This window comes from Variovorax sp. E3, assembly GCF_016082275.1.
Classification (GTDB): domain Bacteria; phylum Pseudomonadota; class Gammaproteobacteria; order Burkholderiales; family Burkholderiaceae_C; genus Variovorax.
On the sequence record NZ_MOWM01000048.1, the window covers coordinates 24241 to 46670 of the forward strand.

Consider the following 22430-nt stretch of genomic DNA (forward strand, 5'->3'; position numbering starts at 1 on the left):
AAAGGCGAGAAGGGTTTCAAGGTGCGAGCTTCCATTGGCCGTTGTCGAGCTTGACGATCACGCGGGCGCGTTCGTCCACGCCGTAGAGACTGCCGGGCTTGAAGGTGTAGACGCCGTGCGTGCCCACCACTTCCTTGGTGCTGAAGATCGCGTCGCGCAGCGCCACGCGGAACTCGGGCGTGCCCGGCTCGGCCTTCTTCATCGCGCGCGAGGCGGCATCGGCGAACACCAGCCAGCCGTCGAAGGAATAGGCCGAGAAGGCGTCGCTGGTCGGTGCGTTGTTGACCTTCTGGAACACCGCGCGGAAGTCGGTCGCGATCTTCTTGGTCGGGTAGTTGTCGGGCAGTTGCTCGGCCACGATCACCGGGCCGGTGGGCATCAGCGCGTTCTGTCCGGCCGCGCCGACCACGCGCACGAAGTCGGGGTTGATCAGCCCGTGCTGGCCGTACACGCCGCCCTTGAAGCCGCGCTCCTGCAGCGCCAGGAACGGCAGCGCGCCCGGCGTGCCGGCACCGCCGGTCATCACCGCGTCGGGCCGCAGCGCCACGATCTTCAGCACCTGCCCCGTCACCGACGCGTCGGCGCGCGCATAGCGCTCGTTGCTCACCACCTTGATGCCGGCGCCGGGCGCGGCCTTCATGAGCGCGTCGTACACCAGGTCGCCCCAGGCGTCGGAAAAGCCGATGTAGCCGACGGTCTTGACGTTGTTGCGCTTCATGCGCTCGACCACCGCGTCGATCATCAGTTGCGTGGGCTGCGCCACCGTCATCACCCACGGGTTCTCGTTGGGGTCGAGCAGGATGGGCGTGAGGCCGATCATCGGCGTCTTCGACTCCTTGCCGACCTGCGCCATCGCAATGGCGGCGGGCACGCCCGAAGTGCCCATGAGCACGTCGACCTTTTCTTCCTCGATCAACTTGCGCGCATTGCGCCCGGCCGTGGTCGGGTCGGAGCCGTCGTCGAGCACGATGAGCTGCACCTTGCGGCCGTTCACCTCGGGCTTGTAGGCCAGCGCGGCCTGCATGCCCTTGGCATAGGGCACGCCCAGCGAGGAGTTGGGCCCCGACAGCGACACGCTGAGGCCGACCTTGAGGTCGGCCGCCAGCGCGCTCGCAACGCCACAGGCGGTCAGCACCGCGGCAAGCGTGCCGCGCGTCAAGGTCTGCATCAGGCTCTTCATGTCGTAGCTCCGGTGAGGATGGTTGTTGGAATGAACGAACAGGTAACTCAAATGAACAACTGGATGGCCGGCAACGCGCGCGCGGCGTTGAGCAGGTCGATGCGCTTCTCGCGGATCAGCCAGCCGGCGGGGGTTCGAACGAGGTGATGGCGGGCGGTTCCGCTCAGCAGGATCTGGTCTTCGCCGCGCGCCTCGACATAGAGGAACGGCGTGCGCAGGCGTGCTTCGTCGGCGCTCTCGTGCTCGATGCGCGAAGGCTGCAGCACGTGCTGGCTGTGGCTGGCCGGGTGCTGCGAATGCGCGCGCGGGTTCTTCAGGCGGTCCACGCGCAGCTGCAGCAGCAGGCGGTCTTCATAGGCCAGCGAGTTGTGCGAGAACGGGTCGGCCTGCGCGGCGCCGAGCAGCGGCACCCAGTAGTGGCCGTCTTCGGCGAACAGGGCCAGCCACTCGTCGAGGCGGCGCTCGTCGAGCAGGGCCGCTTCGTGGGCGACAAGGTCGCGCGGGTCCGTCATGGCGCGACCTCCATGCCCGCCGTCATGCCTGCCGCCATGGACTGGGCCCACGCGCGGAACTGGTTGCGCATCAACAGCTCGTTGGTGCCGTTGGTGGTGACCATGGCTTGCTGCTTCTCGGCCGGGTCGTAGTTGCGGTGCAGGCTCACCCATTCGTTGCCGCCGGCGCGCAGGCCCTGCTGGATGCTCTCGAACAGGTGCACGTCGTCGTGCGCGACCACCGACATCGGCGAGAACACGAGCCGGTTGTAGCTCATGGCGCGCTCGAACAGCAGCGCCGGCGCGCGGCCGCGCGAAAGCTCCAGGCCTCGATGAGCGTGCGGTTGGCGGCCAGCGGCCGGATCACGCGAATGGCTTGCGGCGAGCCCTTGACCGACAGGCTCGGGTAGAAGACCGAGTTCTGCGGCGAGCGCTGCAGGATCTCGGTGGCGCGCGCCTCGCCGTGCGCGGCGCGCATCGCGGCCTCGTACTCGGGCAGCTGCGCGTAGTTGGAGTGGATGCTGAAGTTGACGCCCAGCACGCTGTGGCCGTTCGCGAACACGCGCCCGCCCATCTTGTCGAAGAACTCGTAGCCCGAGCCGAAGGGCAGGATCTGCTCCATCGCCATGGGCTTGGGGTCGGTGGGCGCATGCCCCTCCCACAGCGCCTCGGCCGCCTTGGTGGCCGACTCGTGCGTCGACATCGGGTGCACCGTGTCGTTGATGTTCTCCAGGTACATCTTCCAGTTGCAATGGACGATGTTGCGCAGCACGCCCCCGCCTGCCGTGAGCTTGCCCTCGGGCGAGCGGTCGACCATGTTGTCGATGGCGCCCAGCACCTGGCCGAAGTAGTCCTCGAACGACGGCCCGGTGTCCGCCAGCCGCACGAACACGAAGTCGCGGTACACCTTCACGTGCTTCACCACCGACAGCCCCTGCCCCGACTCGCAGGCCTTGAGCTGCGTGCCCTCGTAGCCGTTCTTCAGCGGCAGCCCGAGCGGCGCGCCGTCGAGCTTGTAGGTCCACGCGTGGTACGGGCAGCGGAAGAAGCGGCCGGTGTTGCCGCTCTCGTCCGTCACCAGCTGCGTGCCCTTGTGGGCGCAGCGGTTGTAGAGCACATGCACGTCGCCGTCGGGCTGGCGCACCATGAGCAACGGCCGCCCCGCGATGTCCTGCGTCACGAAGTCGCCAGGCTCGGGCACCTGGCTCGCGTGGCCCAGAAAGACCCAGGTGCCGGCGAACAGGTGCTCTTGCTCCAGCGAAAAAATCTCTTCGCTGAGGTACAGGTCGCGGTGCACCCGGTCGTCGCGGACCAGCGCCGCGACAAGATCGGGGCGGTTGCGGTAGGTGGTCATGGTGGTGCTCGGTGGCTCAGGCCGGACTCAGGGAACCAGCTTCCACTGGCCCTTGGTCATCTGCACGATGACCACGCCGCGCTGGTCCGATCCGTAGCGGTCGTCGGGCTTGAAGGTGTAGACGCCGTGCGTGCCCACCAGCTCCTTGGTGCTCACGATGGCATCGCGCAGCGCCGTGCGGTACTGCGGCGTGCCCGGCTCGCCCTTGGTGCGCGAGGCCGCATCGGCCAGCAGCAGGTAGGCGTCGTAGGTGTACGAAGAGAAGGCATCGGTCGGCACCGCGCCGTTGACCTTCTGGTAGGCGCTGCGAAAGCCCATCGACACCTTCTTGATCGGGTTGCTGTCGGGCAACTGGTCGGCCACCAGCACCGGCCCGCTGGGCACCTGCAGCCCCTCGATCGAGGCACCGCCCACGCGCACGAAGTCGGCGTTGATGAGCCCGTGCGTGCCGTAGATCTTGCCCTTGTAGCCACGCTCGGCCAGCGCCAGGTAGGGCAGCGCGCCGGGCGTGCCCGAGTTGCCCGCGAACACCGCGTCGGGCCGCGCCGCGACGATCTTCAGGATCTGCCCGGCCACCGACGAGTCGCTGCGCGCATAGCGCTCGTTCGCCACCACCTTGATGCCGGCGAGGTCGGCGCTCTTCACGAGCGAGTCGTAGGCCAGGTCCCCCAGCGCGTCCGAGAAGCCGATGAAGGCCACGGTCTTGACGCCCGACTTCTTCATGCGGTCGACGACGCCCGCGACCATGAGCGGGAACGGCTGCGACACGGTCACGGTCCACGCGCCCTCGGGGCCCGCGATGGTCACCGGCGTGGGCGAGATCAGCGGCGTGTTGAGCTCCCTGGCCACGGCCGCGATGGCCATCGCACCCGGCACGCCCGAAGTGCCGATGAGCACGTCGACCTTGTCTTCGGTCACGAGCTTGCGCGCGTTGCGCCCGGCCGTGGTCGGGTCCGATGCATCGTCGAGCACGATCAGCTGCACCTTGCGCCCGGCGATTTCCGGGTGCTCTGCGATGGCGGCGCGAATGCCCTTTTCGTAGGGAATGCCGAGCGCGGCCACCGGGCCCGACAGCGAGCTGATGAAGCCGATCTTCAGGTCGGCGGCCTGTGCTTGCGACGCGGCCAGCGCGAGCGCGGTGGCGCCGAGGATGTGGGTCAGTTTCTTCATCTCAGGGCACCAGCTTCCATTGGCCCTTTTCGAGCTTCACGACCACGCGCGAACGGTCGTCCGAGCCATAGCGGTCCGTCGGCTTGAAGTTGTAGACAGAGTGCGTGCCGACCAGCTCCTTGGTGCTGACGATGGCGTCACGCAGTGCCAGGCGGAACTGCGGCGTGCCCGGCTCGGCCTTGCCGGCCAGCGCGCGCTGCGCCGCGTCCAGGTAGATCAGCCATGCATCGAAGCTGTAGGCCGAGAAGGTGTCGGTGGGCGGCGCGCCGTTGGCCTTCTGGTAGGCGGCGCGAAAGTCCATCGCGATCTTCTTCATCGGGTTGGCGTCGGGCAGTTGCTCGGCCACCACCACGGGGCCCGTGGGCGCCAGCAGGCCTTCGACCGATGCACCGCCGACGCGGATGAAGTCGGGGTTGATCAGCGAGTGCATGCCGTAGATCTTTCCCTTGTAGCCGCGCTCGGCCAGTGCCAGGTAGGGCAATGCGCCGGGCGTGCCCGAGGCACCGGTGATCACCGCGTCGGGCCGCAGCGCCACGATCTTCAGCACCTGGCCGGCCACCGACGAATCGCTGCGCGCATAGCGCTCGTTCGACACCACCTTGATGCCGGCCGGCGGCGCCGACTTCATGAGCGCGTCGTACACCAGGTCGCCCCAGGCGTCGGAATAGCCGATGTAGGCCACCGTCTTCACGCCGGCCTGCTTCATCTTCTCGACCATCGCGCCCATCATGAGCGGCGCGGGCTGCGGCAGCGTCACCATCCACGCGCCCTCTTCGCCGGCCAGGTCGGCATTGGCGATGGAGATCAGCGGCGTCCTGGTTTCACGCGCCACGCCGGCAATGGCCAGCGAACCGGGCGCACCGGCCGTGCCGATGATGACATCGACCTTGTCTTCCTCGATGAGCTTGCGCGCATTGCGCGCGGCCGTCGACGGGTCGGACGCATCGTCGAGCTGGATCACCTGCACCTTGCGGCCGCCCACCTCCGACTTGTAGGCCACCGCCGCCTTCATGCCCTTGTCGTACGGAATGCCGAGCGAGGACACCGGCCCCGACAGCGACGTGATGAAGCCGACCTTGAGGTCGCGGCCCACGCGCCCGCGGCGCTCAGCGCGCCCAGGCCCGCGGCAATGGCCGCGAGCGTGCGAATTCGGTTCAAGACTTTCATGGCGATGCTCCAGAGGTGGTTTTTTGGACGGACGTGAGAAAGCAAATACGAAATGAATTCAGAGGGCCAGGCTGCCGACGCTGGTGCCGCCGCAGACATACAGGACCTGGCCGGTGACGAAGCTGCTGTCGGGGTCGGCGAAGAAACGCACGGCGCGTGCCACGTCGGCCGATTCGCCCAGGCGCTTGACGGGCACCGAGGCGGCCAGCGCGCGTTCCTTCTCGCTGCCGGCCTCGACCACGTCGTAGAACATGTCGGTGCGGATCGGCCCCGGCGCCACCACGTTCACCGTGATGCCGTCGGCCGCCAGTTCCAGCGCCCAGGTGCGGGCCATGCCCAGCATGCCGGCCTTGGTGGCGGAATAGCTGGTGCGCGTGGCCAGGCCCAGCGCGGCGCGCGACGACAGCAGCACGACGCGGCCGAAGTGCTGCGCGCGCATCGCGGGCAATGCGCCCTGCACGAGCTGGATGGCGCAGCCCAGGTGCAGGTCGACCAGTGCGTCGAGGTCGTCGAGCTTCACCTCGGGCAGCAGCGCGGCGCGGATGACGCCGGCGTTGTGGACGATGGTGGTGGGCGAGAAACGCTCGACCAGCTCTTGCACCGCCTCGCCCGTGGCGACGCGGTCGCTCAGGTCGACCTCGATGCTGTGCAGCTTCGGGTGATCGATCTCGGCCTTGCGGCGCGCGAGCGAAATCACTTCGTAGCCCTGCGCCAGCAGGTCTTCGCAGATGGCCTTGCCGATGCCGGCACTGCCGCCGGTGACGGCCGCGACCTTGGGGGCCACCGTGCTCATGCCGAGGCTCCCACCAATGCCAGCACGCGCAGCGGGCTCCCGCTGCCCTTCTCGATCTTCAGCGGCGGGCAGATCAGCACCGCGCCGGCCGGCGGCAGCAGGTCGAGGTTGCTCAGGCACTGCAGTCCGTAGCGGCCCGCGCCGTGCATGTAGTAGTGGCACGGGTACGGCGGGCGCAGGTGGTAGCCCTGCCCCGCGTCGGTGCCGATGGCCTCGGAGCCGAAGCCCAGCACGTCGCGCTGCTCCACCAGGAAGCGCACCGCCGCGGTGCTCGGGCCCGGCGTGTGCTGGCCGGTCTCGTCGAAGTTCTGGTACGCCTCGGGGTCGCTGCGCTTGGACCAGTCGGTACGCATCAGCACCCATGCGCCCTTCGGGATGCGGCCGTGCGCGGCCTCGTAGGCCTCGATGTCTTCCAGCGTCAGCAGGTAGTCGGGGTCGTCCTTCACCTGCGGCGAGCAGTCGATCACGCAGGCCGGCGCCACGAAGTGCTGCACGGGAATGGTGTCGACGGAGTTGTTCGGCAGGTCGCGCCCCGAGATCCAGTGGATCGGTGCGTCGAAGTGCGTGCCGGTGTGCTCGCCGCACGAGAAGTTGTTCCAGTACCAGCCCGGGCCGCGCTCGTCGTACTTCGACACTTCCTCGATGCGAAAGGGCCAGCACTGGCCCATCTCGGGCGGCAGCGCGATCTGCGGGAACTCGGGCGTGAGCGTCTGCGTGAGGTCGATCACGCGGATGCGGCCGCTGGCCATGGCGGTCACCAGGCCGCCGAGAATTTCGGCGGCGGACACCAGTTCGGTTGTTGTCGTGGTCATCGTGTGCTTTTCCTTTGCTCAACCGCCGGCGGCCAGTTCGCGCTCCAGCACCTTGGGGTTGTCGCGCCAGCGCTCCAGCCACTCCTGCGCCACGTCGCCGGGGTACACGTCTTCCACGCCGTCGCGCAGCGCCTTCACGATGGCATTGGCCAGCGCGGTGGGCGCGAGCTTGGGCGGCGGCGTGTGCTGGTTCCACTCGTCGTCGATGGGGCCGGGGAACACGTTGATCACGCGGATGCCGGCCGGCCGCATCTCGGCGCGCAGGCATTGGGCCAGCGAATGCGCCGCAGCCTTCGACGCACTGAAGGTGCCGTGCGACGGGAAGTTGCTGAGCGCGTAGATCGACAGCAGGTTGACCCACGCGGTGGCGCCCGTCACGCCGTCGGCCGAACGGCCCTTCAGCGCCGGGCCGAACTCCTGCGCCAGCCGCAGCAGGCCGAAGTAGTTGATGTCCATCTCGGCCTTGGCCACGTCGGTGCCGCGCCGCGCGCCGATGCCGAAGGTGCGGTGCACCTCGGCGTTGTTGATGACGATGTCGACCTTGCCGCCGATGGAGCCCGCAAGCTCCGTCACCTGGCGGCCGTTGGTCAGGTCCAGCGGCACCAGCGTGACCTGCGGCAGCGCCGAGATGTCGTCCAGCCCGTCGCCCATCTTCTTCCACGGCTCGGCATGGCCGACCCAGACGATGTCTGCGCCCGCCTTCACCAGCGCGCGCACGATGGCCTGCCCGGTCTCGGTCTTGCCGTCGGTCACCAGCGCCTTGCGGAACTTGGGGTCGCTGGTCATTTCGCGCAGCATCTTGTCGTCGGCCATGTGGGCACTCCCTTCATTCGGAAAACCAATGAGAACGGCCTGCCCCGCGCGGTCGAGCCGGGCACCGACACGCACGCGCTGCGGCGCCTCGCCGACCTCGCCGTGCAGGTGCACCATGAGCGTGGGGCCGGCATCCAGGTGCACCAGGCCCAGTCGCCAGGGCAGCCGTTCGCGAAAGAACAGGTCGTTGCTGTGATGCAGCGTGGTACTGCCGAGCAGCGCTCCCTCGCCGCTCTGTTCGCGCCAGCGCAGCGCGGCCGAGAGGCACTTGTGGCAGACCTCGCGCGGCGGGTACTGCACCGTGCCGCAGTCCTCGCAGGTCTGCAGCTCGAAACGGCCTTCGGCGGCGGCGGCCGTGAGGCCCAGCGCCACGCGGCCGCGCGCGCCGGGCGGCAGGTTCATCTGCCGGGTGCGCAGCACCGGGTTCTTGCGCGGGGGGCGCATCAAAGGCATCGTCATGCCGGTCTCCCGAGGATGACCGCGCCTGTGCACAGGCAGCGGTCGTAGGTCACCATGCCGAAGCCGGCGACGAGGCCCGATTGCGCATCGGGCACCGCGCGCGGGCCTGCTTCACCGGTCAGCTGCCGTATCGCCTCGACCATGCCGAGGAAGCCGCCCGCCGCGCCGGCCTGGCCGGCCGAAAGTTGCCCGCCGCTCGTGTTGTTCGGAAAGCTGCCGTCGAAGGTCATGGTGTGGGCCTGCACGAAGGCCGAGCCCTCACCCTTCTCGCAGAAGCCCAGGTCCTCGAACTGCATCATCACGATGACGGGGTAGTCGTCGTAGGTCTGCACGAAGTCGAGCCCGGCGGGCTGCACGCCGGCCTGTGCATAGAGGTCGTCGCGGTCCTTGCGCCAGCCGCCCTGCACCATCACCGGGTCTTCGGCATAGGCGTTGTGGCGCTCGATGGCGCCGCGAATCACCGCGTGCGCCAGCCCGAGGTCGCGCGCGCGCTCCTCGCTCATCACCAAAAAGGCGTCGGCGCCCGCGCAAGGCATCACGCAGTCGAACAGGTGGATCGGGTCGGAGATGGGGCGCGCGGCCATGTACTCGTCGAGCGTCAGCGCCTTCTTGAACATCGCGTTCGGGTTGCCCAGCGCGTTGGTGCGCTGGTCGACGCAGATGCGGCCGAAGTCTTCGCGCTTCACGCCGTAGGTGCGCATGTAGTTGGCGGTGATGAACGCGAAGATCGAGTTCGGCCCGCCCGAGCCGTAGGGGTAGCTCGCGTCGCGCGCGAAGTTGCTGAAGCTGCCCAGCGTCTGGCGGAAGGAGTCGACGTGGTTGGTGTCGGCGCCCACGCAGGCGACGATGTCCGCGTCGCCCGCCTGCACGGCGCGCGCGGCACGGCGCAGGCACATCACGCCCGACGCGCCGCCGGTGGGCACGTGGTCGAGCCAGCGTGGCGACATGCCCAGATGCTGCGTGACGCCCACCGCCGTGTCGGGCGCGAGCGAGAAGCTGCTCAGGCACAGGCCGTCGATCTGTTCCTTGGCCACGCCGCTGGCCTCGACCAGCGCCTGGACGGCCTGGCCGATGAACCAGTGCGCCGTGCGCGTGGAGTAGCGCACGTAGGGCACGGTAACGGGCACCGCGACCGCGACGCCTTCGTAGGAGAGCCGTCGCTTGCTCATGCTTGCCCCACCTGTCTTTTCTTCATGGCGCGCGTGTCGATGCAGTGGCCCTGGCCCGGCAGCGACTGCGCCATCTCGCGCAACTGGCCGCGCTGGATCTTCTGCGACGGCGTGAGCGGCAGCGCGTCGACAAAGGCCACGTAGCCCGGCGCCTTGTAGTACGCCAGTTGCGCCAGCGCATGCGCGACGATACTCGCGGCGGTCTGCTCCGGATGCAGGACATCGGCGTCCTCGCGCATCACGATGCAGGCCAGCACTTCGTCGCCGCGCACCGCGTCGGGCGTGGCGGCCACGGCCGACGCCTTCACGGCCGGGTGCTGGTTGAGCACGCTCTCGACCTCCACGGCCGAGATGTTCTCGCCGCTGCGGCGGATCACGTTCTTCTTGCGATCGACAAAAAAGAAGTTGCCTTCGGCGTCGCGGCGCACCAGGTCGCCGGTGTGGAACCAGCCATCGGCCCAGGCTTCGCGCGTAGCTTCTTCGTCTTTCAGGTAGCCCGAGAAGAAGTAGCGCTTGGGGTCCGCGCCCGATGAGCGCACGAGCAACTCACCCGGCATGTCGGTGGCCGCGTCGCCGCCGGCTTCGTCCACGAGGCGGATCTCGACGAAATCTTCCTGCCGCCCAAAGCAGCTCGTGCCCACCAGGCGCGGCTCGCGGTTGGCCATGATGCAGGCGGCCGCGCCCGTCTCGGTCATCGCCCAGGCCTCGACCAGTGCAAAGCCGAAGCGCTGCTCGAACGGCGCGTGGTTCTTGCGGTCGACGCCGGCGCCGAAGCCCCAGCGGATCGCATGGTCGCGGTCGGCCGGCGATGCGGGCGCGGACAGCAGCATCGCCGGCATCACGCCCAGGTAATGCGCGATGGTCGCGCCGCTCTCCTTGGCGCTGGCGAGCCAGCTCTTGGGGTGGAAGCGGTCGAGCTGCACCAGGCAGCCGCCCGCCACCAGCACCACCATGGTGGAGAACGCCATCGCGTTCATGTGGTTGAGCGGCAGCGGCGTGATGACGCGTTCCTGGTCTCTGCGGATGCTGCACACGCCGTCGAGCGCGGCATACCACTCGCCCGCGCACAGGAAGTACGCGTTGCCCAGGATGCAGCCCTTGGGACGGCCCGTGGTGCCCGAGGTGTAGAGCAGGCCGCATTCGGTGTCGATGCCGATGGGCTCGCTGGCGCGTGGCGCGGCCGTCCTGGCGGGCGGCACGGCATCGTCCGGGCCCATCGTCTCGAAGGCCACGCCTGCCTGCGCCGCCGCGGCCTGCAGGTCGGCGGCGCGGCCCGGCAGCGTCACGGCCAGACCGATCTCGCTGTGCCCGATCAGGTAGACCAGTTCGGCCGAGCGCATCTCGGAATTGATCGGCACCGCGCTCACGCCCAATGCATTCAGCGCGAGCCAATGGAAGATGAAGGCCGGCCGGTTCTCCAGCAGCAGCCCGACGCGGTGGCCGTGGCCGTAGCCCGCCTGCGCATACGCGGCGCGCAGGCGCTCGATCTGCGCCGCGGCCTCGCCCCAGCGGATCGCGCCGGGTGCGATGCCATAGGCCGCGGCCGTCACCGATTCGGTGAACAGGAACTCGGCCTGCGGCGTGCGCGCCGCGGTGGCCTGGAAGACGTCGTGGACGGTGGCGTGGGTCATCGCGTCCCTAGATGAAAAGCTGCACGGCCGGCAGGGCCGCGTCGCAGTTGAGCAGGTTCACGCGCTTGAGCGTCATGCGCAGCGCGCCGTCCCGCACCGTGAGGTGATGAAAGAAGGTGCCGACATAGAACTGCAGCTCGTCGCCCTGCGACTCGGTGTAGTGAAACTCGGTGCGCACCACATGGCGGTTGGCCTCGGCGTCGAATTGCTCGACCACCGGCACTTGCAGCAGGTGGTGGCAACGGCTCGGCGGCTGTTGCGAAAAAGCGCGCGGACTCTTCAGGCGCTCGATGCGCAGGTCGCGCAACAGCTTGTCCTCGTAGAGGTGCGAGGTGTGGTTGAGCCCGTCTTCCTGGTCCGGCACGAGCGGGATCCAGTAGAACGCGTCGTCGGTGAAGAGCGCGTTCCACTCCTCGTACCGACGCGTGTCGAGCAGGTGCGCTTCGTTCACGACGAAGTCGATCAGGTCCTGGCAGGAAATGTCGGCGGCGGCCATCACATGGTCTCCGTCATGCGCGCGACCCAGCTGCGGTATTGGTTGCGCATCGGCAGCTCGTTGGTGCCGCCGGTGGTGATCTCGCCGCCCGCAAGCTCCGAGGCGTCGTAGTCGCGATGCAGGCTGACCCACTCGTTGCCGCTCGCATGCAACCCCGCCTGCATGCCGCGATAGGCCTGCAGGTCGTCATGCCCCACCACGGAGAACGGCGAGTTGATGAGCCGGTTGTACATCGTCGTGCGCTGCAGCAGTTCCGGCGGCGCGCCCTTCAGCCGGAAGGTCCAGCTCTCGATCAGCGTCTTGTCGGCGGAGATCGGCTTCACCACGCGAATCGCCTGGATCGCGCCCTTGATCGTCAGGTTCGGGTAGTACACCGTGTTGTGCCGCGCCATGCCGAGGATCTGCGCCGTCTTCTCCTCGCCGTAGCGCGCCTTCATGGCGTCGTCGTATGCGGGAATCGCCTTGTACTTGCTGTGGATGCTGAAGTGCACGCCCGTGAAGCTGTGGCCGTTGTCGTACGTGCGGATGCCCATGTCCTCGAAGAACTTGTAGTCCGACATGAAAGGCGCGAACTGCTCCACCGCCATGGGCTTGGGTTCGTCTTCGGGCTTGTCGGCCCACATGCGCTTGGCAGTGCCGGCCGAAGACTCGTGCGCCACCATCGGATGCATGGTGTCGTTGAGGTTCTCCACGAACATCTTCCAGTTGCACTGGTGCATGAAGCGCAGGCAGCCGCCCGCGATTTCGAGTTCGCCTTCGGGCGAGCGGTCGGCCATGTTGTCGATCGAGCTCAGCGAATCGCCGAAGTATTCGTCGAAGTCCGGCCCCGCGTCGTTGATTTTCACGAAGATGAAGCCGCGGTGGCTGCGCACATGCTTCACCGTGGTCAGGCCCTTGCCCGACTCGCACTCGTGCAGCTGCGTGTGCTCGTAGCCCGTCTTCAGCGGAATTGCCAGCGGCGCGCCATCGGTCTTGAAGGTCCAGGCGTGGTACGGGCAGCGAAAGAACTTGCCGGTGTTGCCGCACGGGCCGTTGACCAGCCGCGAGCCCTTGTGGGCGCAGCGGTTCATCATCACGCGGACGCTGCCGTCGGCGTGGCGCACCACGATCAGCGGCCGGCCCGCGATCTCGTTGCTGATCCAGTCGCCCGGCTTCGGCAACTGGCTTTCATGGCCGACGTAGTTCCAGGTGTTCGCGAAGAAGTGCTCCTGCTCCAGCTCGAACAGCTCCTGGCTCGTGTACAGGTCGCGGTGCACGCGGTCGTTGCGCACCAGCGCGCGAACGGCGTCGGGGTTGTCTCGGTACGAGGTCATGGTTCTCATGGCTCCTGCTTCAGATGTCCAGCACCAGGCGCGCACCCTTGGCGCGCGAAATGCAGATCTGCATGACGTTGCCTTCCGCCTTCTCGCGGGCGGTGAGCACGTAGTCGCGGTGTTCGATCTCGCCTTCGAGCACGGGCACGGCGCACACGCCGCATTCGCCGCGCTTGCAGTCGAACATCGGGTCGCAGCCGTTCTCGATCAGGCAGTCGAGGATGCTCTGGTCGGCCGGCACCGTGAAGCGCTGGCCCGACTGGGCGAGCTCCACCTCGAAGGGCTGGTCGCCCGCTTCCGCCACCGGTTCGGTGAACAGCTCGAAGTGCACGCGGTCGTGTTCCCAGCCGCGCGCCTGGGTGCGCGCGAGCACGGCGTCGAGCATGACCTTGGGGCCGCAGACGTAGAGGCGGTCGCCCGCGGGGCAGTCGTCGAGCAGCGCGTCGATGTCGAGCGGGCCACCGGCTTCGGCGTCGGTGTGCACGCGCAGGTCGTCGCCGAGCAGGGTTTGGAGTTCGGGCAAAAAGGCCATCAGGTCGCGGCTGCGGCCGGCGTAGTGCATGCGCACGGCGGCGCCCTCGGCGCGGCGGCGCGCGGCCATGGTGGCGAGCGGCGTCACGCCGATGCCGCCGGCCACCAGCACCGAGCCGCCCGGGCCGGTGTGCAGCGGAAAGTCGTTCTTCGGCGCCTCGATGGCGAGGGTGTCGCCTTCTTTCAGCTGCTCATGCATGAAGCGCGAGCCGCCGCGGCCTTCGGCCTCCTTGCGCACGGCAATGACGTATTCCGTCGGCGCGTGGTGGCGTTGCGCGCGGTGCCGAAGTTGATGAGCGAGTAGTGGCGCCAGTCGGTCTTGCCGTCGGGCAGCGACACCTGCACGCGGATGTGCGCGCCGGCCGCGAAGCCGGGCAGCGCGCGGCCGTCCTCGGCGCGCAGGCGCAGCATGCGGATCAGCGGATTCAGCGGCTGCGCCTGGACAACGCGCAGTGAGAGGGTGGCTGTGGGTGCGGTCATCGTCGTCTTGTCTCGTCTCTTCAGGCCAGTGCGTGCTGCGCCAGCGCGGCCTGCAGCTTGTGGCCGTGTTCGTCGGCCAGCGCCGCGTCGCGCAGCTCGCGCAAGGTGGCCGGCGCCAGCGCCGCGCCGGCGCGCTCGACGGCGCGCATCACGGTGTCGTAGTTGCGGATGCCGCGTTCGTGCGTGTCGCTGTAGCCCTTCACGAGCCGCTGGCACTGCGCCAGCTCCACGGCCAGTTCGGGGTTGCGCTGCGCGGTCGTGGCAATGCGTTGCAGCCACTCCTCGATGCGACGGTTCTCCTCGGCATAGCGCATGGTCGACAGGCGCCAGCGCTTGCATGCCGCCACGGTGCGCAGCATGAGGTAGCCGCGCAACGAGCTGGTCTGGATCACGCGGCCGTGCTGCGTGAAGCGCTCGACGAGCTTCTTGGGCATCGTCGAGCCCATGAGCCAGCGGCCGATGCCGCCGGGCAGCGTCTCGCAGATTTCCTGCAGGCGCGGATGCATGTACTCGTTGATGGCCAGCACCTGGCCGGGCTGCACGCGCGCCTCGCCGCGCACGCGCTCGAAACGGGTGGCGCGGGTCTTCAGGGCCGCCACGCGGGCCGTGTCTTCATAGGACATCCACAGCGCCAGGTGGCGCGCGGTTTCGCGCAGCAGGCGGTGGTCGCCGGCCGGCAGCGCCGCAACGGCCGCCATGCGGTCGAGGTACAGGCCCGCATACGCCGGGTCCTGGTAGTCGATGAGGCGGCGCACGCCTTCGAGCAGCAGGTCTTGCGCGGCTTCCGGAAAATTGCGCTGCACGCGCTCGACCAGCGCGCGCACGGCCGGATGGCGCGGCTGCGGGGCCGGTGCGGCCGCGGCGGCCTGCGCCGCGGGTTCGCCGTCGTCGCCGCCTTGCGCACGCTCGAACGCCGCGCCAAAGGCCTTCAGGCTGGGCTTCACGCCCACGCCGCCGCGCTCGATGGTCGCCTCGAACTGCGCCCGGCTGAACGGCAGCACGCCCGAGCCCGCGAGCGCGCCGAACAGCACGGCGCTGATCACGCTGCCCGAAGCCTCGGCCGCCTGTGCCATGTCGAAGCGGATGAAGCGCTTGGCGGCTTTGCCCGTGTGCGCGAGCAACTGGCCGCTGTCGACCCGCCCGTCGCCGAGCGCGCTTTTCTCTGCGATGGAGAACACGCGGTGCGTCGAGGCGATCAGCGTGGTGCGGTCGCGCGTGACCAGGCCGCGCTGCACCGCGCGCCCCGCTTCCATGAGCTCGGACGCCAGCACCACGTCGACGTCGCCGGGCAGCGGCATCAGCGCGAGCACGGGCTTGCCGCCATCGGCGTCTGCCCGCACGGTCGGATACAGCTCGACGTAATAGATGGTCGCGCCGGTGCGCTGTGCCACGCCCGGCACCGACGTGGTCTGGGCCACATGGCCGTTGGCCTCGCCCATGTCGACGATCCAGTCGGCCAGCACGCCGCCGCCCTCCCCGCCCATGGCGAGGATCGCGATCTTGATGGGTTGCGCGGTGCTCATGGTTTCAGAACGCATAGGCTTCGCGCCGGCGTGCTTCACCGCGCTGCAGCCAGCCGATGACGGCGGCGCGCACGCGTTCGCGCAGCATGTCCCAGCGGCTCGGGTTGCTAACGATCTGCGCCTTGTAGAACGAAGGGCACAGCACGGCGGCATGCGAGACCTCGCCGCACACGCCGCAACCCACGCAGCTGTCGAGCACGGTCGCGACGGGGTCGGTGCGCAGCGGGTCGGGGTTGGGCTTGATCGACAGCGACGGGCAGCCCGACAGGCGGATGCACGAGTGGTCGCCGGTGCAGGTGTCGGAATCGACGCCGAACTTCTCGCGCACCATGCGCTTGCCGTCGGCGATGGCCTTGCGCACCAGCGGCTTCTCGCGCCGCTGCTTGTTGAGCATGCATTCCGACTGCGCGATCAGCACCTTGGGGCCCTTGGCCTGGGTGGTGAGCGCTTCTTTCAGCGCGTCGCGCATGCCGGCCACGTCGTAGGTGCGGCGCAGTGTCTTGACCCACTCGACGCCCACGCCGCGCACGGCGCGCTCGATCTCGTGGCCGGTGCTGCGCGTCTTGTTGACGGCGTTCGACGAAAGAATGTCCTGCCCGCCCGTGGCCGAGGTGTAGTTGTTGTCGACGACGATGGTGAGGTTGTCGCTCTTGTTGAACACCGCGTTGGCCACGCCGCTCGTGAGCCCGTTGTGCCAGAAGCCGCCGTCGCCCATCATCGAGATCGCGCGCTTGCCGGCCGGCGCGTTGAGCGCGGAAGCGCCCGCGCCGCCCAGGCCGTAGCCCATGGTGGTGTTGCCGATGTTGAAGGGCGGCAGGATCGAGAACAGGTGGCAGCCGATGTCTGCGCTCACGTGGTGCGCACCGAGTTCGCGCTCGACCAGCTTCATCGCGCTGAAGATCGGGCGCTCGGGGCAGCCGGTGCAAAAACCCGGCGGGCGTGCATGGACCACCTCGCCCAGCGCGGTGGAAGGCAATGCGGGCTCGGGCGCCGCATCGACGCCGACCGCGGCGACTTCCATCAACGGGATCACCTTGCGCACGGGCGCCGGCACGGGTTGCGGCGCGAGGCGGCCGTAGTGTTCGCAGAAGCTGCGCGCGCCCTTCAGCAATTCGGCGGCGGTGTACTCGCCGGCCACCGGCAGCATGTCCTTGCCGTGCAGCGCGGTCGCCGAGCCGGCCTGGCGCAGGATGGTCGCGAGGTTCTGCTCGACGAAGTTGGGCTGCCCCTCTTCCACGATCAGCACCGCGCGCTTGCCTTCGCAGAAGCGGATGACCTCGCTCTCGATGACCGGGTACGCCACGTTCATCACATACAGCGGCACCTGCGTGTTGCCGTACACGTCGGCCAGGCCCAGGCGCTCGAGCGCGCGCAGCAGCGTGTTGTAGCTGCCGCCCTGCACGATGATGCCGATGTCGTCGGCGTCTTCCGAGAAGAACTCGTTGAGTTGGCGCTCCTCGATGAAGCGCACGGCGGCAGGCCAGCGGTCCTTCACCTTCTCTTGCTCGTGCACGAAGCTCGCGGGCGGCAGCACGATGCGGCCGACGTCGCGTTGCGGGTTCTCGAGCGCTTCTTTCAGCGTGAATTTGGCGCGCTTGTTGTCGCCCGCGATGAAGTGGCCGTGCACGTGACACGCACGGATGCGCAGCTGCAGCATCACGGGCGTGTTGCTGGCCTCCGAGAGATCGAAGCCCTGCTTCACCGCGTCGACGATGCTCGGCAGGTTGGGGCGCGGGTCGAGCAGCCAGATCTGCGACTTCATCGCGAAGGCATGGCTGCGCTCCTGCATGATCGACGAGCCCTCGCCGTAGTCCTCGCCCACGATGATGAGCGCGCCACCGGTGACGCCGCCCGATGCCAGGTTGGCCAGCGCGTCGGACGCGACGTTGGTGCCCACGGTGGCCTTGAAGGTGACGGCGCCGCGCAGCGGGTAGTTGACCGATGCCGCCAGCGTGGCCGCGGCAGTGGCTTCGCTGGCGCTGTTCTCGAAGCGGATGCCCTGTTCGGCCAGGATGTCCTGCGCATCGGCCAGCACGTCCATCAGGTGCGAGATGGGCGCGCCCTGGTAGCCCGCCACATAGGAAACCCCGGATTCGAGCAGGGCCTTGGTGACGGCCAGAATGCCCTCTCCACGAAACACATCTCCGCCAGAAAGCCGCAGCTTCTTGACTTCTTCGACGAACGAACGCTCAGCCATGTGGGTCCTTGTTCTCTATCGTGGGAGGATGGGCATCAGTTGCCACATCACGCTTCCTATAATGTTGACAAATGAATGTATCCACAATCATGAATTACCCTAGACATGCAAACAGCGTGCCCGACACATGCGCGGGGTGCGTTCGTGGCTGAAGCGCAGGCTCCTTCGCATCGCTTCGTCGACGACTACCTGCCGGCGCTGCTGGCGCAGGCCAGCCAGTTGATTTCGTCGGAGTTCCACGAGGTCGCGCGGCAGCAGGGCTTCTCGGTGTCGGAGTGGCGCGTGATGGCGTCTCTTGCAGGCAGCGAGCCCGTCAGCATCGGCCAGCTCGCGCAGGTGACGGTGACCAAGCAACCGACGGTGACGCGCCTGCTCGACCGCATGGAAGCGCGCGGTCAGGTCGAGCGCCTGCCCCACGAAAGTGATCGCCGCATCACGCTGGTGCGCATCACGCGCAAGGGGCTGAAGGCGGTCGAGCACCTGATGGAACTCGCGCGCGACCATGAGCGCCGCGTGCTCGAACCCTTCGGCCTGCGGCGCGCCGAAGAGCTCAAGCAGACGCTGCGGCAGATGATCGACCTGCACGTGCACGTACCCGTCGGAGGGCCAGAGGAAGACTGAAGGATGGGCGCGCGCCGTTCGCGCGCGCTTCTTCAGAGACGAGGCACGAGCACGGCGCGGCCGCGATGGCCGCGCTGCGTGATCCAGCCGAGCGCGGCTGCCGCGTCCGCCAACGCGAACGGCTGTACGTCGAGATGCAGGCGGCCATCGGCCAGCCTTGCCAGCAGATCGGGCGCGGCGGCACGGCCTTCTGATTCACGTCGAAACATGTTCAGGGGCAGCAACGCCACATCGCGTTGCAGGAAGTGAGCAATGTCCAGCCGCAGCGTCGGGCCGGCGGTGTAGCCGACCAGCACGGCGCGTCCGCCGGGGCGCACGGCAGGCAGGACTTTCGCGAGCACATCGCCGCCCACCGTATCGATCAGCAGATCCGCGCTGGCCATTGAAGGTGGCTCGGCAGCCGGATCTACCGCCACGGCTTCGCAGCCTGCCTCACGCGCGAGTTGCACCACGAGCGAGCCCACGGCACCGCTCGCGCCGGTCACGAGCACCTGCTCGCCGGCTTGCAGCTTCGCGACTTCGTGCAGCGCCACCCATGCCGATGTCGTCGGTGAAAAGAACGCCGCGCCGAGCGTCATCGGCACGCCGTCCGGCAACAGGCCCAGCGCTTCGTCGGGCGCATCGATCTGCTCGCACCAGGTGCCGTCGAAGAGCGTGCCCAGGCCGCTGCCGCGCAGCCACACGCGTTGGCCGACGTCGTAGCGTTCACTCGCGATGACGACGCCCGCCGCCTCGCGCCCGGCGTGTAAGGCAACGGCGGATGCCGCAGGAAGCTGCCGCGCCACACCGTGCGATCGATGTGGCCGACCGTCGCGGCCTCCATCCGCACGAGCGTGCGGCCCGGCCTTGCGAGCGGGTCGGCCACCTCTTCGAGCACCGGCACCGCGTCGAAGCCGTGAATGCGAACGGCCTTCATCGCAGCGTCGCCAGAAAGTCGAGCACCGTGCGCGCGAAGGCGTCGGGCATCTGGTCGGGCAGCGGCACCATGCCGCCTTCGATGTCGACGATGCGTGCGTGCGGCAGCTGGTGCCGCAGCTCCGCGGCATGCGGCGCGGCGAACGGGTCGTCGGTGGCGCGCACGATCAGCGTGGGCTGTTTGACGGTGCCGATGCGGTCTTCCATGCGGTACGACGCCACGGCGCGGTGGCCTGCCTCGACATGTGCGACCTTCAATGCGTCTCGCACGAAGGCTTCGAGCAGATCGGGGCGGCCCGGCGGGTAGAAGCCCTGGCGCTTCTGCCACAGCGCCGCGAGATGCGTGCCGTCTTCACTCGGAGCGACCTCGTCGATGGGCGGCCGCTGCGCGCGCGCCAGCCGAAATGCTTCGTCGGTGAAAGGCGTCGATGACAGCACGAGGCTGCGGACGCGATCGGGGAATGCCGCAGCCAGCTCGACCGCCACGACACCGCCCGTGTGATGGCCGACCAAGTCGGCCTGCCGGATGTTCAGCGCATCGAGCAATTCGCAGGCGACACGCGCCCATTGCGCGATGCTCGCGGGCACGCCGCCGTCTTCGGAATCACCGAAGCCGGCCGTGTCCATCGCGATGGTCCGCCGATGCGCGCCGAGCAGCGGCAGCACCGCGCGGTACTCGGCCCAGCTGCGCGGCGACTGGTGCAGCAGCAGCACGGGCGGCGCGCTTGCCTCGCCGCACGCCGCGTAGTGCACCTGCCCCACCGACAGGTCCGCGAAGGCGCGGCGAATGGCGGTCATGACAAGGTCTCGTCGGCCGGTGCGCGCCACAGGCCCGCGTGCCGCAGTTCGCCGAGCGTGCGCGAGAGCACGTCGCGCCGGTAGGCGGCAACGTCGCGGCCTCGTAGTCGTAGAAGCCGCTGCCGCTCTTGAGGCCGAGCCGCCCTTCCTCGACCATGCGCCCGACGATGGCGGGCGCGGTGTAGCGGCCCTTGTCGAGCGAGACCGACATCTCGCGGCTCGCGTGATGGAGGATGTCGCAGCCGCCGAAGTCGATGAACTCGACCACGCCCAGCGCCGCGAAGCGCAGGCCCAGGCCGTAGCGCGTGGCCTTGTCGATTTCTTCGGCGGTGGCGGCGCCCTCCTCGATCATTCGCGCGGCCTCGTTCATCACCAGCGCCTGCAGGCGCGGCACGATGTAGCCGGGCGATGCGCCGCAGACCACGGGCAGCTTGCCGATCTGTTCCATCAGCGCCTTGGTGCGCGCGAGCACGGCGGCGTCGGTGCCGGGGTGGCAACTGAGTTCGACCACCGGAATCACATACGCCGGGTTGAGCCAGTGCATGTTGAGGAAGCGCTCCGGCAGCCGCACGATCGCGGCCAGCTGCGTCACGAGGATGCTGCTGGTGGTCGAGGTGAGGATCGCATCGTCGCGGCAATCGCGGTTGATCTGCGCGAAGGCTTCGCGCTTGGCCTCCATGGTTTCGGGCACGCCTTCGAACACGAGTTCGGCGGCGGCCAATGCCTGCGGAGCGGCTTCGGCGTTGACGTATTCCACGCGCGCGGCAATGCGCTCGATCTGCGACGCATCGATCACGCCGAGTTGCGCAAGGCCCGAGAGGCTGGCTTCGATCTCGGCCTTTGCTTCGTCGCGCAGGCGCTGCCAGGCGTCGGCACTGCGCCGGCGCAGGTCGATCAGCGCGATGCGGTGGCCGGCGTAGGCGAACGCGATCGCGATGCCGCGCCCCATGCGGCCCGCGCCGACGGCGGCGAAGCGGGGCGGCGCGGCGTCATTCGCCATCGTGCAGCCTCTGCTTGAGCTGCGTCGCGCTCAGGCCGGCAAGGCCCAGCGCCTCGAAGGTGCGCGGGCCGCGCCGCAGATCACGGCCGAGGAAGCCGCCGACGATGGCCAGCAGGCCGTGCGCAATGGGCGCATCCACGCCCGCATGGCGCGCGGCCGAGGCCAGGAAGGCGAGGCCGAGCTCGGTGTCTTCGGTGATGTAGCGGTGCGTGTGCAGGTCGATGTTCTCGCGCCAGTCGCCCGACTTCACGAGCTGCTTGTGCGCGTCGCCGTACATCCATTGGTCGTTGTTGTAGTGGTCGGCCAGCGGATAGTGCGGCGCGCCCTGCCCGAAGGCTTCGCGCACGGCCATGCGTTCCTGGTCGAGCCGGTCGGTCACGTCGCGCACGGCGCGCTGCGTGCCTTCGTTGTGGATGTCCCAGCGCTCGAAGTGCTGCAGCGGCGCGGCGTTCATCACCATCAGCGGCGGGTGGATGACGGGGCCGGCGTTCATGAGGGCGCCCGAGAGCGCGTCGCCGCAGCCGTGCACGGCCGGATACGCGCGGCGGATCACCTCGATGGCCTGCGCCTCCTTGCGCGCCGGGTAGACGCCCGTGGGCAGGCGGATGGCGCGGATGGTGACGTTGACCTCGCGCTCGCCGTGCTTGCGCGCCAGGTAGGGCAAGGTGCCGGTCTCGGCCCAGGCGACGTCGGCGCGGCTGCCGGCGTCTTTCACCGTCCTTGCCATCACATAGCTGCCGAAGGTGCCCGGCGGCAGGAACACGACCTGCCCGTCGACGAGGTGCGGCGCCATGGCGAGCGCGATGTCGTGCTGGGCAATGGCAGGCGTCGGGATGACGATGAGCTCGGCGCCCTTCAGCGCCGCGCCGATGTCGGCGGTGGCCAGCGCGATGGGCACCTCGCGCACGCCGGCCGCGTCTTTCAGCGTGATCGCGCCGGCGCGGACCACAGGTTCGAGCGCGGCGGCGTCACGGCGCCACAGGCGCACCTCGTGGCCGGTTTCAGACAGGTCGGCGGCGGCCGCGTAGGCGCCGTGACCACCCCCAAGAATCGCAATTTTCATGTCGAAAGTCGAAAAGCAGGTGTCGATGAACCGGCGGCCGCAGGACGGACCCGGGGAAGCAATGCGCTATTACATTACTTTTCATCGATTCAGGTGTCAACCAAATTTGACAGCACCGGACTGCTCGGAAACCCGAAATGAAAAAGCCCGCGTTCGTGAGAAACGCGGGCTTCGGGGGGCGAAGCGGCCGGTCAGGCCGCTCGGCGGGCGGGATCAGCGGGTGGGCTTGAACGCGCGCTTTTGCGCGTCGCGGGGCACGAACACCTTGCCCGGGCCGCCGTGACCGGCGCCATTGCCGCGGGGTGCGAAGCCCTCACGGGGTGCGAAACCTTCGCGGGGAGCGAAGTCGCCACGGCCACCGCCGTTGCCGCCGCGCGGGGCGCTGTCGCCCCAGCCCGGCTTGCGGCCGTAACCGCCACCGCCTTCGTCACGGCCGCCGCCGAAACCGGCGTTG

Annotated in this window: 16 protein-coding genes and 5 pseudogenes; 1 reads left to right on the forward strand and 20 read right to left on the reverse strand. The window is 68.7% G+C overall.

The features are described from left to right. Positions 1 to 16: 16 nt before the first annotated feature. The 15 genes and pseudogenes from BMG07_RS18170 to BMG07_RS18240 form a co-directional block, all read right to left on the reverse strand. A complete protein-coding gene (locus tag BMG07_RS18170) occupies positions 17 to 1180 on the reverse strand; it encodes an ABC transporter substrate-binding protein (protein WP_198085736.1) in 1164 nt (387 codons plus the stop codon). Between the two features lie 47 nt (positions 1181 to 1227). Continuing rightward, complete coding sequence (locus BMG07_RS18175) at positions 1228 to 1692, reverse strand: aromatic-ring-hydroxylating dioxygenase subunit beta (protein WP_198085737.1); 465 nt, start codon at positions 1690 to 1692, stop codon at positions 1228 to 1230. After that, positions 1689 to 3025: pseudogene (locus BMG07_RS18180) on the reverse strand (aromatic ring-hydroxylating dioxygenase subunit alpha). The gene BMG07_RS18175 and the pseudogene BMG07_RS18180 overlap by 4 nt, the downstream one beginning before the upstream one ends. Positions 3026 to 3052: 27 nt before the next feature. After that, the gene (locus tag BMG07_RS18185) at positions 3053 to 4195 is read right to left on the reverse strand and encodes an ABC transporter substrate-binding protein (protein ID WP_198085738.1); all 1143 of its coding nucleotides are present in this window, start codon (positions 4193 to 4195) and stop codon (positions 3053 to 3055) included. Between the two features lies 1 nt (position 4196). Continuing rightward, a pseudogene (locus BMG07_RS18190) lies at positions 4197 to 5362 on the reverse strand (ABC transporter substrate-binding protein). Between the two features lie 58 nt (positions 5363 to 5420). After that, on the reverse strand, positions 5421 to 6155 hold the full coding sequence (locus BMG07_RS18195; protein ID WP_198085739.1) for an SDR family NAD(P)-dependent oxidoreductase: 735 nt from the start codon (positions 6153 to 6155) through the stop codon (positions 5421 to 5423). Then, positions 6152 to 6967 carry a cyclase family protein gene (locus BMG07_RS18200; RefSeq protein ID WP_198085740.1) on the reverse strand — a complete coding sequence of 272 codons (816 nt, stop codon included), beginning with the start codon at positions 6965 to 6967 and terminating at the stop codon, positions 6152 to 6154. Before BMG07_RS18200 ends, BMG07_RS18195 begins: the two co-directional genes overlap by 4 nt. An 18-nt stretch (positions 6968 to 6985) precedes the next feature. After that, the gene (locus BMG07_RS18205; RefSeq protein WP_198085741.1) at positions 6986 to 8239 is read right to left on the reverse strand and encodes an SDR family NAD(P)-dependent oxidoreductase; all 1254 of its coding nucleotides are present in this window, start codon (positions 8237 to 8239) and stop codon (positions 6986 to 6988) included. Beyond that, on the reverse strand, positions 8236 to 9408 hold the full coding sequence (locus tag BMG07_RS18210) for a thiolase family protein (protein ID WP_198085742.1): 1173 nt from the start codon (positions 9406 to 9408) through the stop codon (positions 8236 to 8238). Before BMG07_RS18210 ends, BMG07_RS18205 begins: the two co-directional genes overlap by 4 nt. Beyond that, positions 9405 to 11039: an AMP-binding protein gene (locus BMG07_RS18215; protein ID WP_198085743.1), complete on the reverse strand. Its 1635-nt coding sequence runs from the start codon at positions 11037 to 11039 to the stop codon at positions 9405 to 9407. The genes BMG07_RS18210 and BMG07_RS18215 overlap by 4 nt, the downstream gene beginning before the upstream one ends. A 7-nt stretch (positions 11040 to 11046) precedes the next feature. Then, positions 11047 to 11535: an aromatic-ring-hydroxylating dioxygenase subunit beta gene (locus tag BMG07_RS18220; RefSeq protein ID WP_198085744.1), complete on the reverse strand. Its 489-nt coding sequence runs from the start codon at positions 11533 to 11535 to the stop codon at positions 11047 to 11049. Beyond that, positions 11535 to 12848, reverse strand: a complete 1314-nt coding sequence (locus BMG07_RS18225) for an aromatic ring-hydroxylating dioxygenase subunit alpha (RefSeq protein WP_198085745.1) — start codon at positions 12846 to 12848, stop codon at positions 11535 to 11537. Before BMG07_RS18225 ends, BMG07_RS18220 begins: the two co-directional genes overlap by 1 nt. A gap of 19 nt (positions 12849 to 12867) precedes the next feature. Continuing rightward, a pseudogene (locus tag BMG07_RS18230) lies at positions 12868 to 13859 on the reverse strand (2Fe-2S iron-sulfur cluster-binding protein). A gap of 20 nt (positions 13860 to 13879) precedes the next feature. Continuing rightward, positions 13880 to 15382: an indolepyruvate oxidoreductase subunit beta family protein gene (locus BMG07_RS18235; RefSeq protein ID WP_198085746.1), complete on the reverse strand. Its 1503-nt coding sequence runs from the start codon at positions 15380 to 15382 to the stop codon at positions 13880 to 13882. A 4-nt stretch (positions 15383 to 15386) separates the two neighbouring features. Further along, positions 15387 to 17579, reverse strand: a complete 2193-nt coding sequence (locus BMG07_RS18240) for an indolepyruvate ferredoxin oxidoreductase subunit alpha (RefSeq protein WP_198085747.1) — start codon at positions 17577 to 17579, stop codon at positions 15387 to 15389. A gap of 105 nt (positions 17580 to 17684) precedes the next feature. On the opposite strand from BMG07_RS18240, the gene BMG07_RS18245 reads away from it, so the two are divergent. Then, a complete protein-coding gene (locus tag BMG07_RS18245) occupies positions 17685 to 18200 on the forward strand; it encodes a MarR family winged helix-turn-helix transcriptional regulator (protein ID WP_198085748.1) in 516 nt (171 codons plus the stop codon). A gap of 32 nt (positions 18201 to 18232) precedes the next feature. Here BMG07_RS18245 and BMG07_RS44165 read toward each other — a convergent pair whose 3' ends face one another. From BMG07_RS44165 to BMG07_RS18270, 5 genes and pseudogenes are all read right to left on the reverse strand, one after another. Then, positions 18233 to 18985, reverse strand: a complete 753-nt coding sequence (locus tag BMG07_RS44165) for a zinc-binding alcohol dehydrogenase family protein (protein WP_307867000.1) — start codon at positions 18983 to 18985, stop codon at positions 18233 to 18235. A 127-nt stretch (positions 18986 to 19112) separates the two neighbouring features. Continuing rightward, positions 19113 to 19913 (reverse strand): alpha/beta fold hydrolase, encoded by an 801-nt coding sequence (locus BMG07_RS18255; RefSeq protein WP_198085749.1) that lies wholly within the window; start codon positions 19911 to 19913, stop codon positions 19113 to 19115. Continuing rightward, positions 19910 to 20913 (reverse strand): annotated as a pseudogene (locus tag BMG07_RS18260) (3-hydroxybutyryl-CoA dehydrogenase). The gene BMG07_RS18255 and the pseudogene BMG07_RS18260 overlap by 4 nt, the downstream one beginning before the upstream one ends. Further along, positions 20903 to 21976 carry an NAD/NADP-dependent octopine/nopaline dehydrogenase family protein gene (locus BMG07_RS18265; protein WP_198085750.1) on the reverse strand — a complete coding sequence of 358 codons (1074 nt, stop codon included), beginning with the start codon at positions 21974 to 21976 and terminating at the stop codon, positions 20903 to 20905. The pseudogene BMG07_RS18260 and the gene BMG07_RS18265 overlap by 11 nt, the downstream one beginning before the upstream one ends. 213 nt (positions 21977 to 22189) lie before the next feature. Beyond that, a pseudogene (locus BMG07_RS18270) lies at positions 22190 to 22430 on the reverse strand (ATP-dependent helicase); the annotation flags it as partial.

What these genes read in the sequence shown, in the direction of transcription:
- BMG07_RS18170 (WP_198085736.1), bottom strand. Translation starts at nt 1,180, where the DNA reads ATGAAGAGCCTGATGCAGACCTTGACGCGCGGCACGCTTGCCGCGGTG.
- BMG07_RS18175 (WP_198085737.1), bottom strand. Translation starts at nt 1,692, where the DNA reads ATGACGGACCCGCGCGACCTTGTCGCCCACGAAGCGGCCCTGCTCGAC.
- BMG07_RS18185 (WP_198085738.1), bottom strand. Translation starts at nt 4,195, where the DNA reads ATGAAGAAACTGACCCACATCCTCGGCGCCACCGCGCTCGCGCTGGCC.
- BMG07_RS18195 (WP_198085739.1), bottom strand. Translation starts at nt 6,155, where the DNA reads ATGAGCACGGTGGCCCCCAAGGTCGCGGCCGTCACCGGCGGCAGTGCC.
- BMG07_RS18200 (WP_198085740.1), bottom strand. Translation starts at nt 6,967, where the DNA reads ATGACCACGACAACAACCGAACTGGTGTCCGCCGCCGAAATTCTCGGC.
- BMG07_RS18205 (WP_198085741.1), bottom strand. Translation starts at nt 8,239, where the DNA reads ATGACGATGCCTTTGATGCGCCCCCCGCGCAAGAACCCGGTGCTGCGC.
- BMG07_RS18210 (WP_198085742.1), bottom strand. Translation starts at nt 9,408, where the DNA reads ATGAGCAAGCGACGGCTCTCCTACGAAGGCGTCGCGGTCGCGGTGCCC.
- BMG07_RS18215 (WP_198085743.1), bottom strand. Translation starts at nt 11,039, where the DNA reads ATGACCCACGCCACCGTCCACGACGTCTTCCAGGCCACCGCGGCGCGC.
- BMG07_RS18220 (WP_198085744.1), bottom strand. Translation starts at nt 11,535, where the DNA reads ATGGCCGCCGCCGACATTTCCTGCCAGGACCTGATCGACTTCGTCGTG.
- BMG07_RS18225 (WP_198085745.1), bottom strand. Translation starts at nt 12,848, where the DNA reads ATGACCTCGTACCGAGACAACCCCGACGCCGTTCGCGCGCTGGTGCGC.
- BMG07_RS18235 (WP_198085746.1), bottom strand. Translation starts at nt 15,382, where the DNA reads ATGAGCACCGCGCAACCCATCAAGATCGCGATCCTCGCCATGGGCGGG.
- BMG07_RS18240 (WP_198085747.1), bottom strand. Translation starts at nt 17,579, where the DNA reads ATGGCTGAGCGTTCGTTCGTCGAAGAAGTCAAGAAGCTGCGGCTTTCT.
- BMG07_RS18245 (WP_198085748.1), top strand. Translation starts at nt 17,685, where the DNA reads ATGCAAACAGCGTGCCCGACACATGCGCGGGGTGCGTTCGTGGCTGAA.
- BMG07_RS18255 (WP_198085749.1), bottom strand. Translation starts at nt 19,913, where the DNA reads ATGACCGCCATTCGCCGCGCCTTCGCGGACCTGTCGGTGGGGCAGGTG.
- BMG07_RS18265 (WP_198085750.1), bottom strand. Translation starts at nt 21,976, where the DNA reads ATGAAAATTGCGATTCTTGGGGGTGGTCACGGCGCCTACGCGGCCGCC.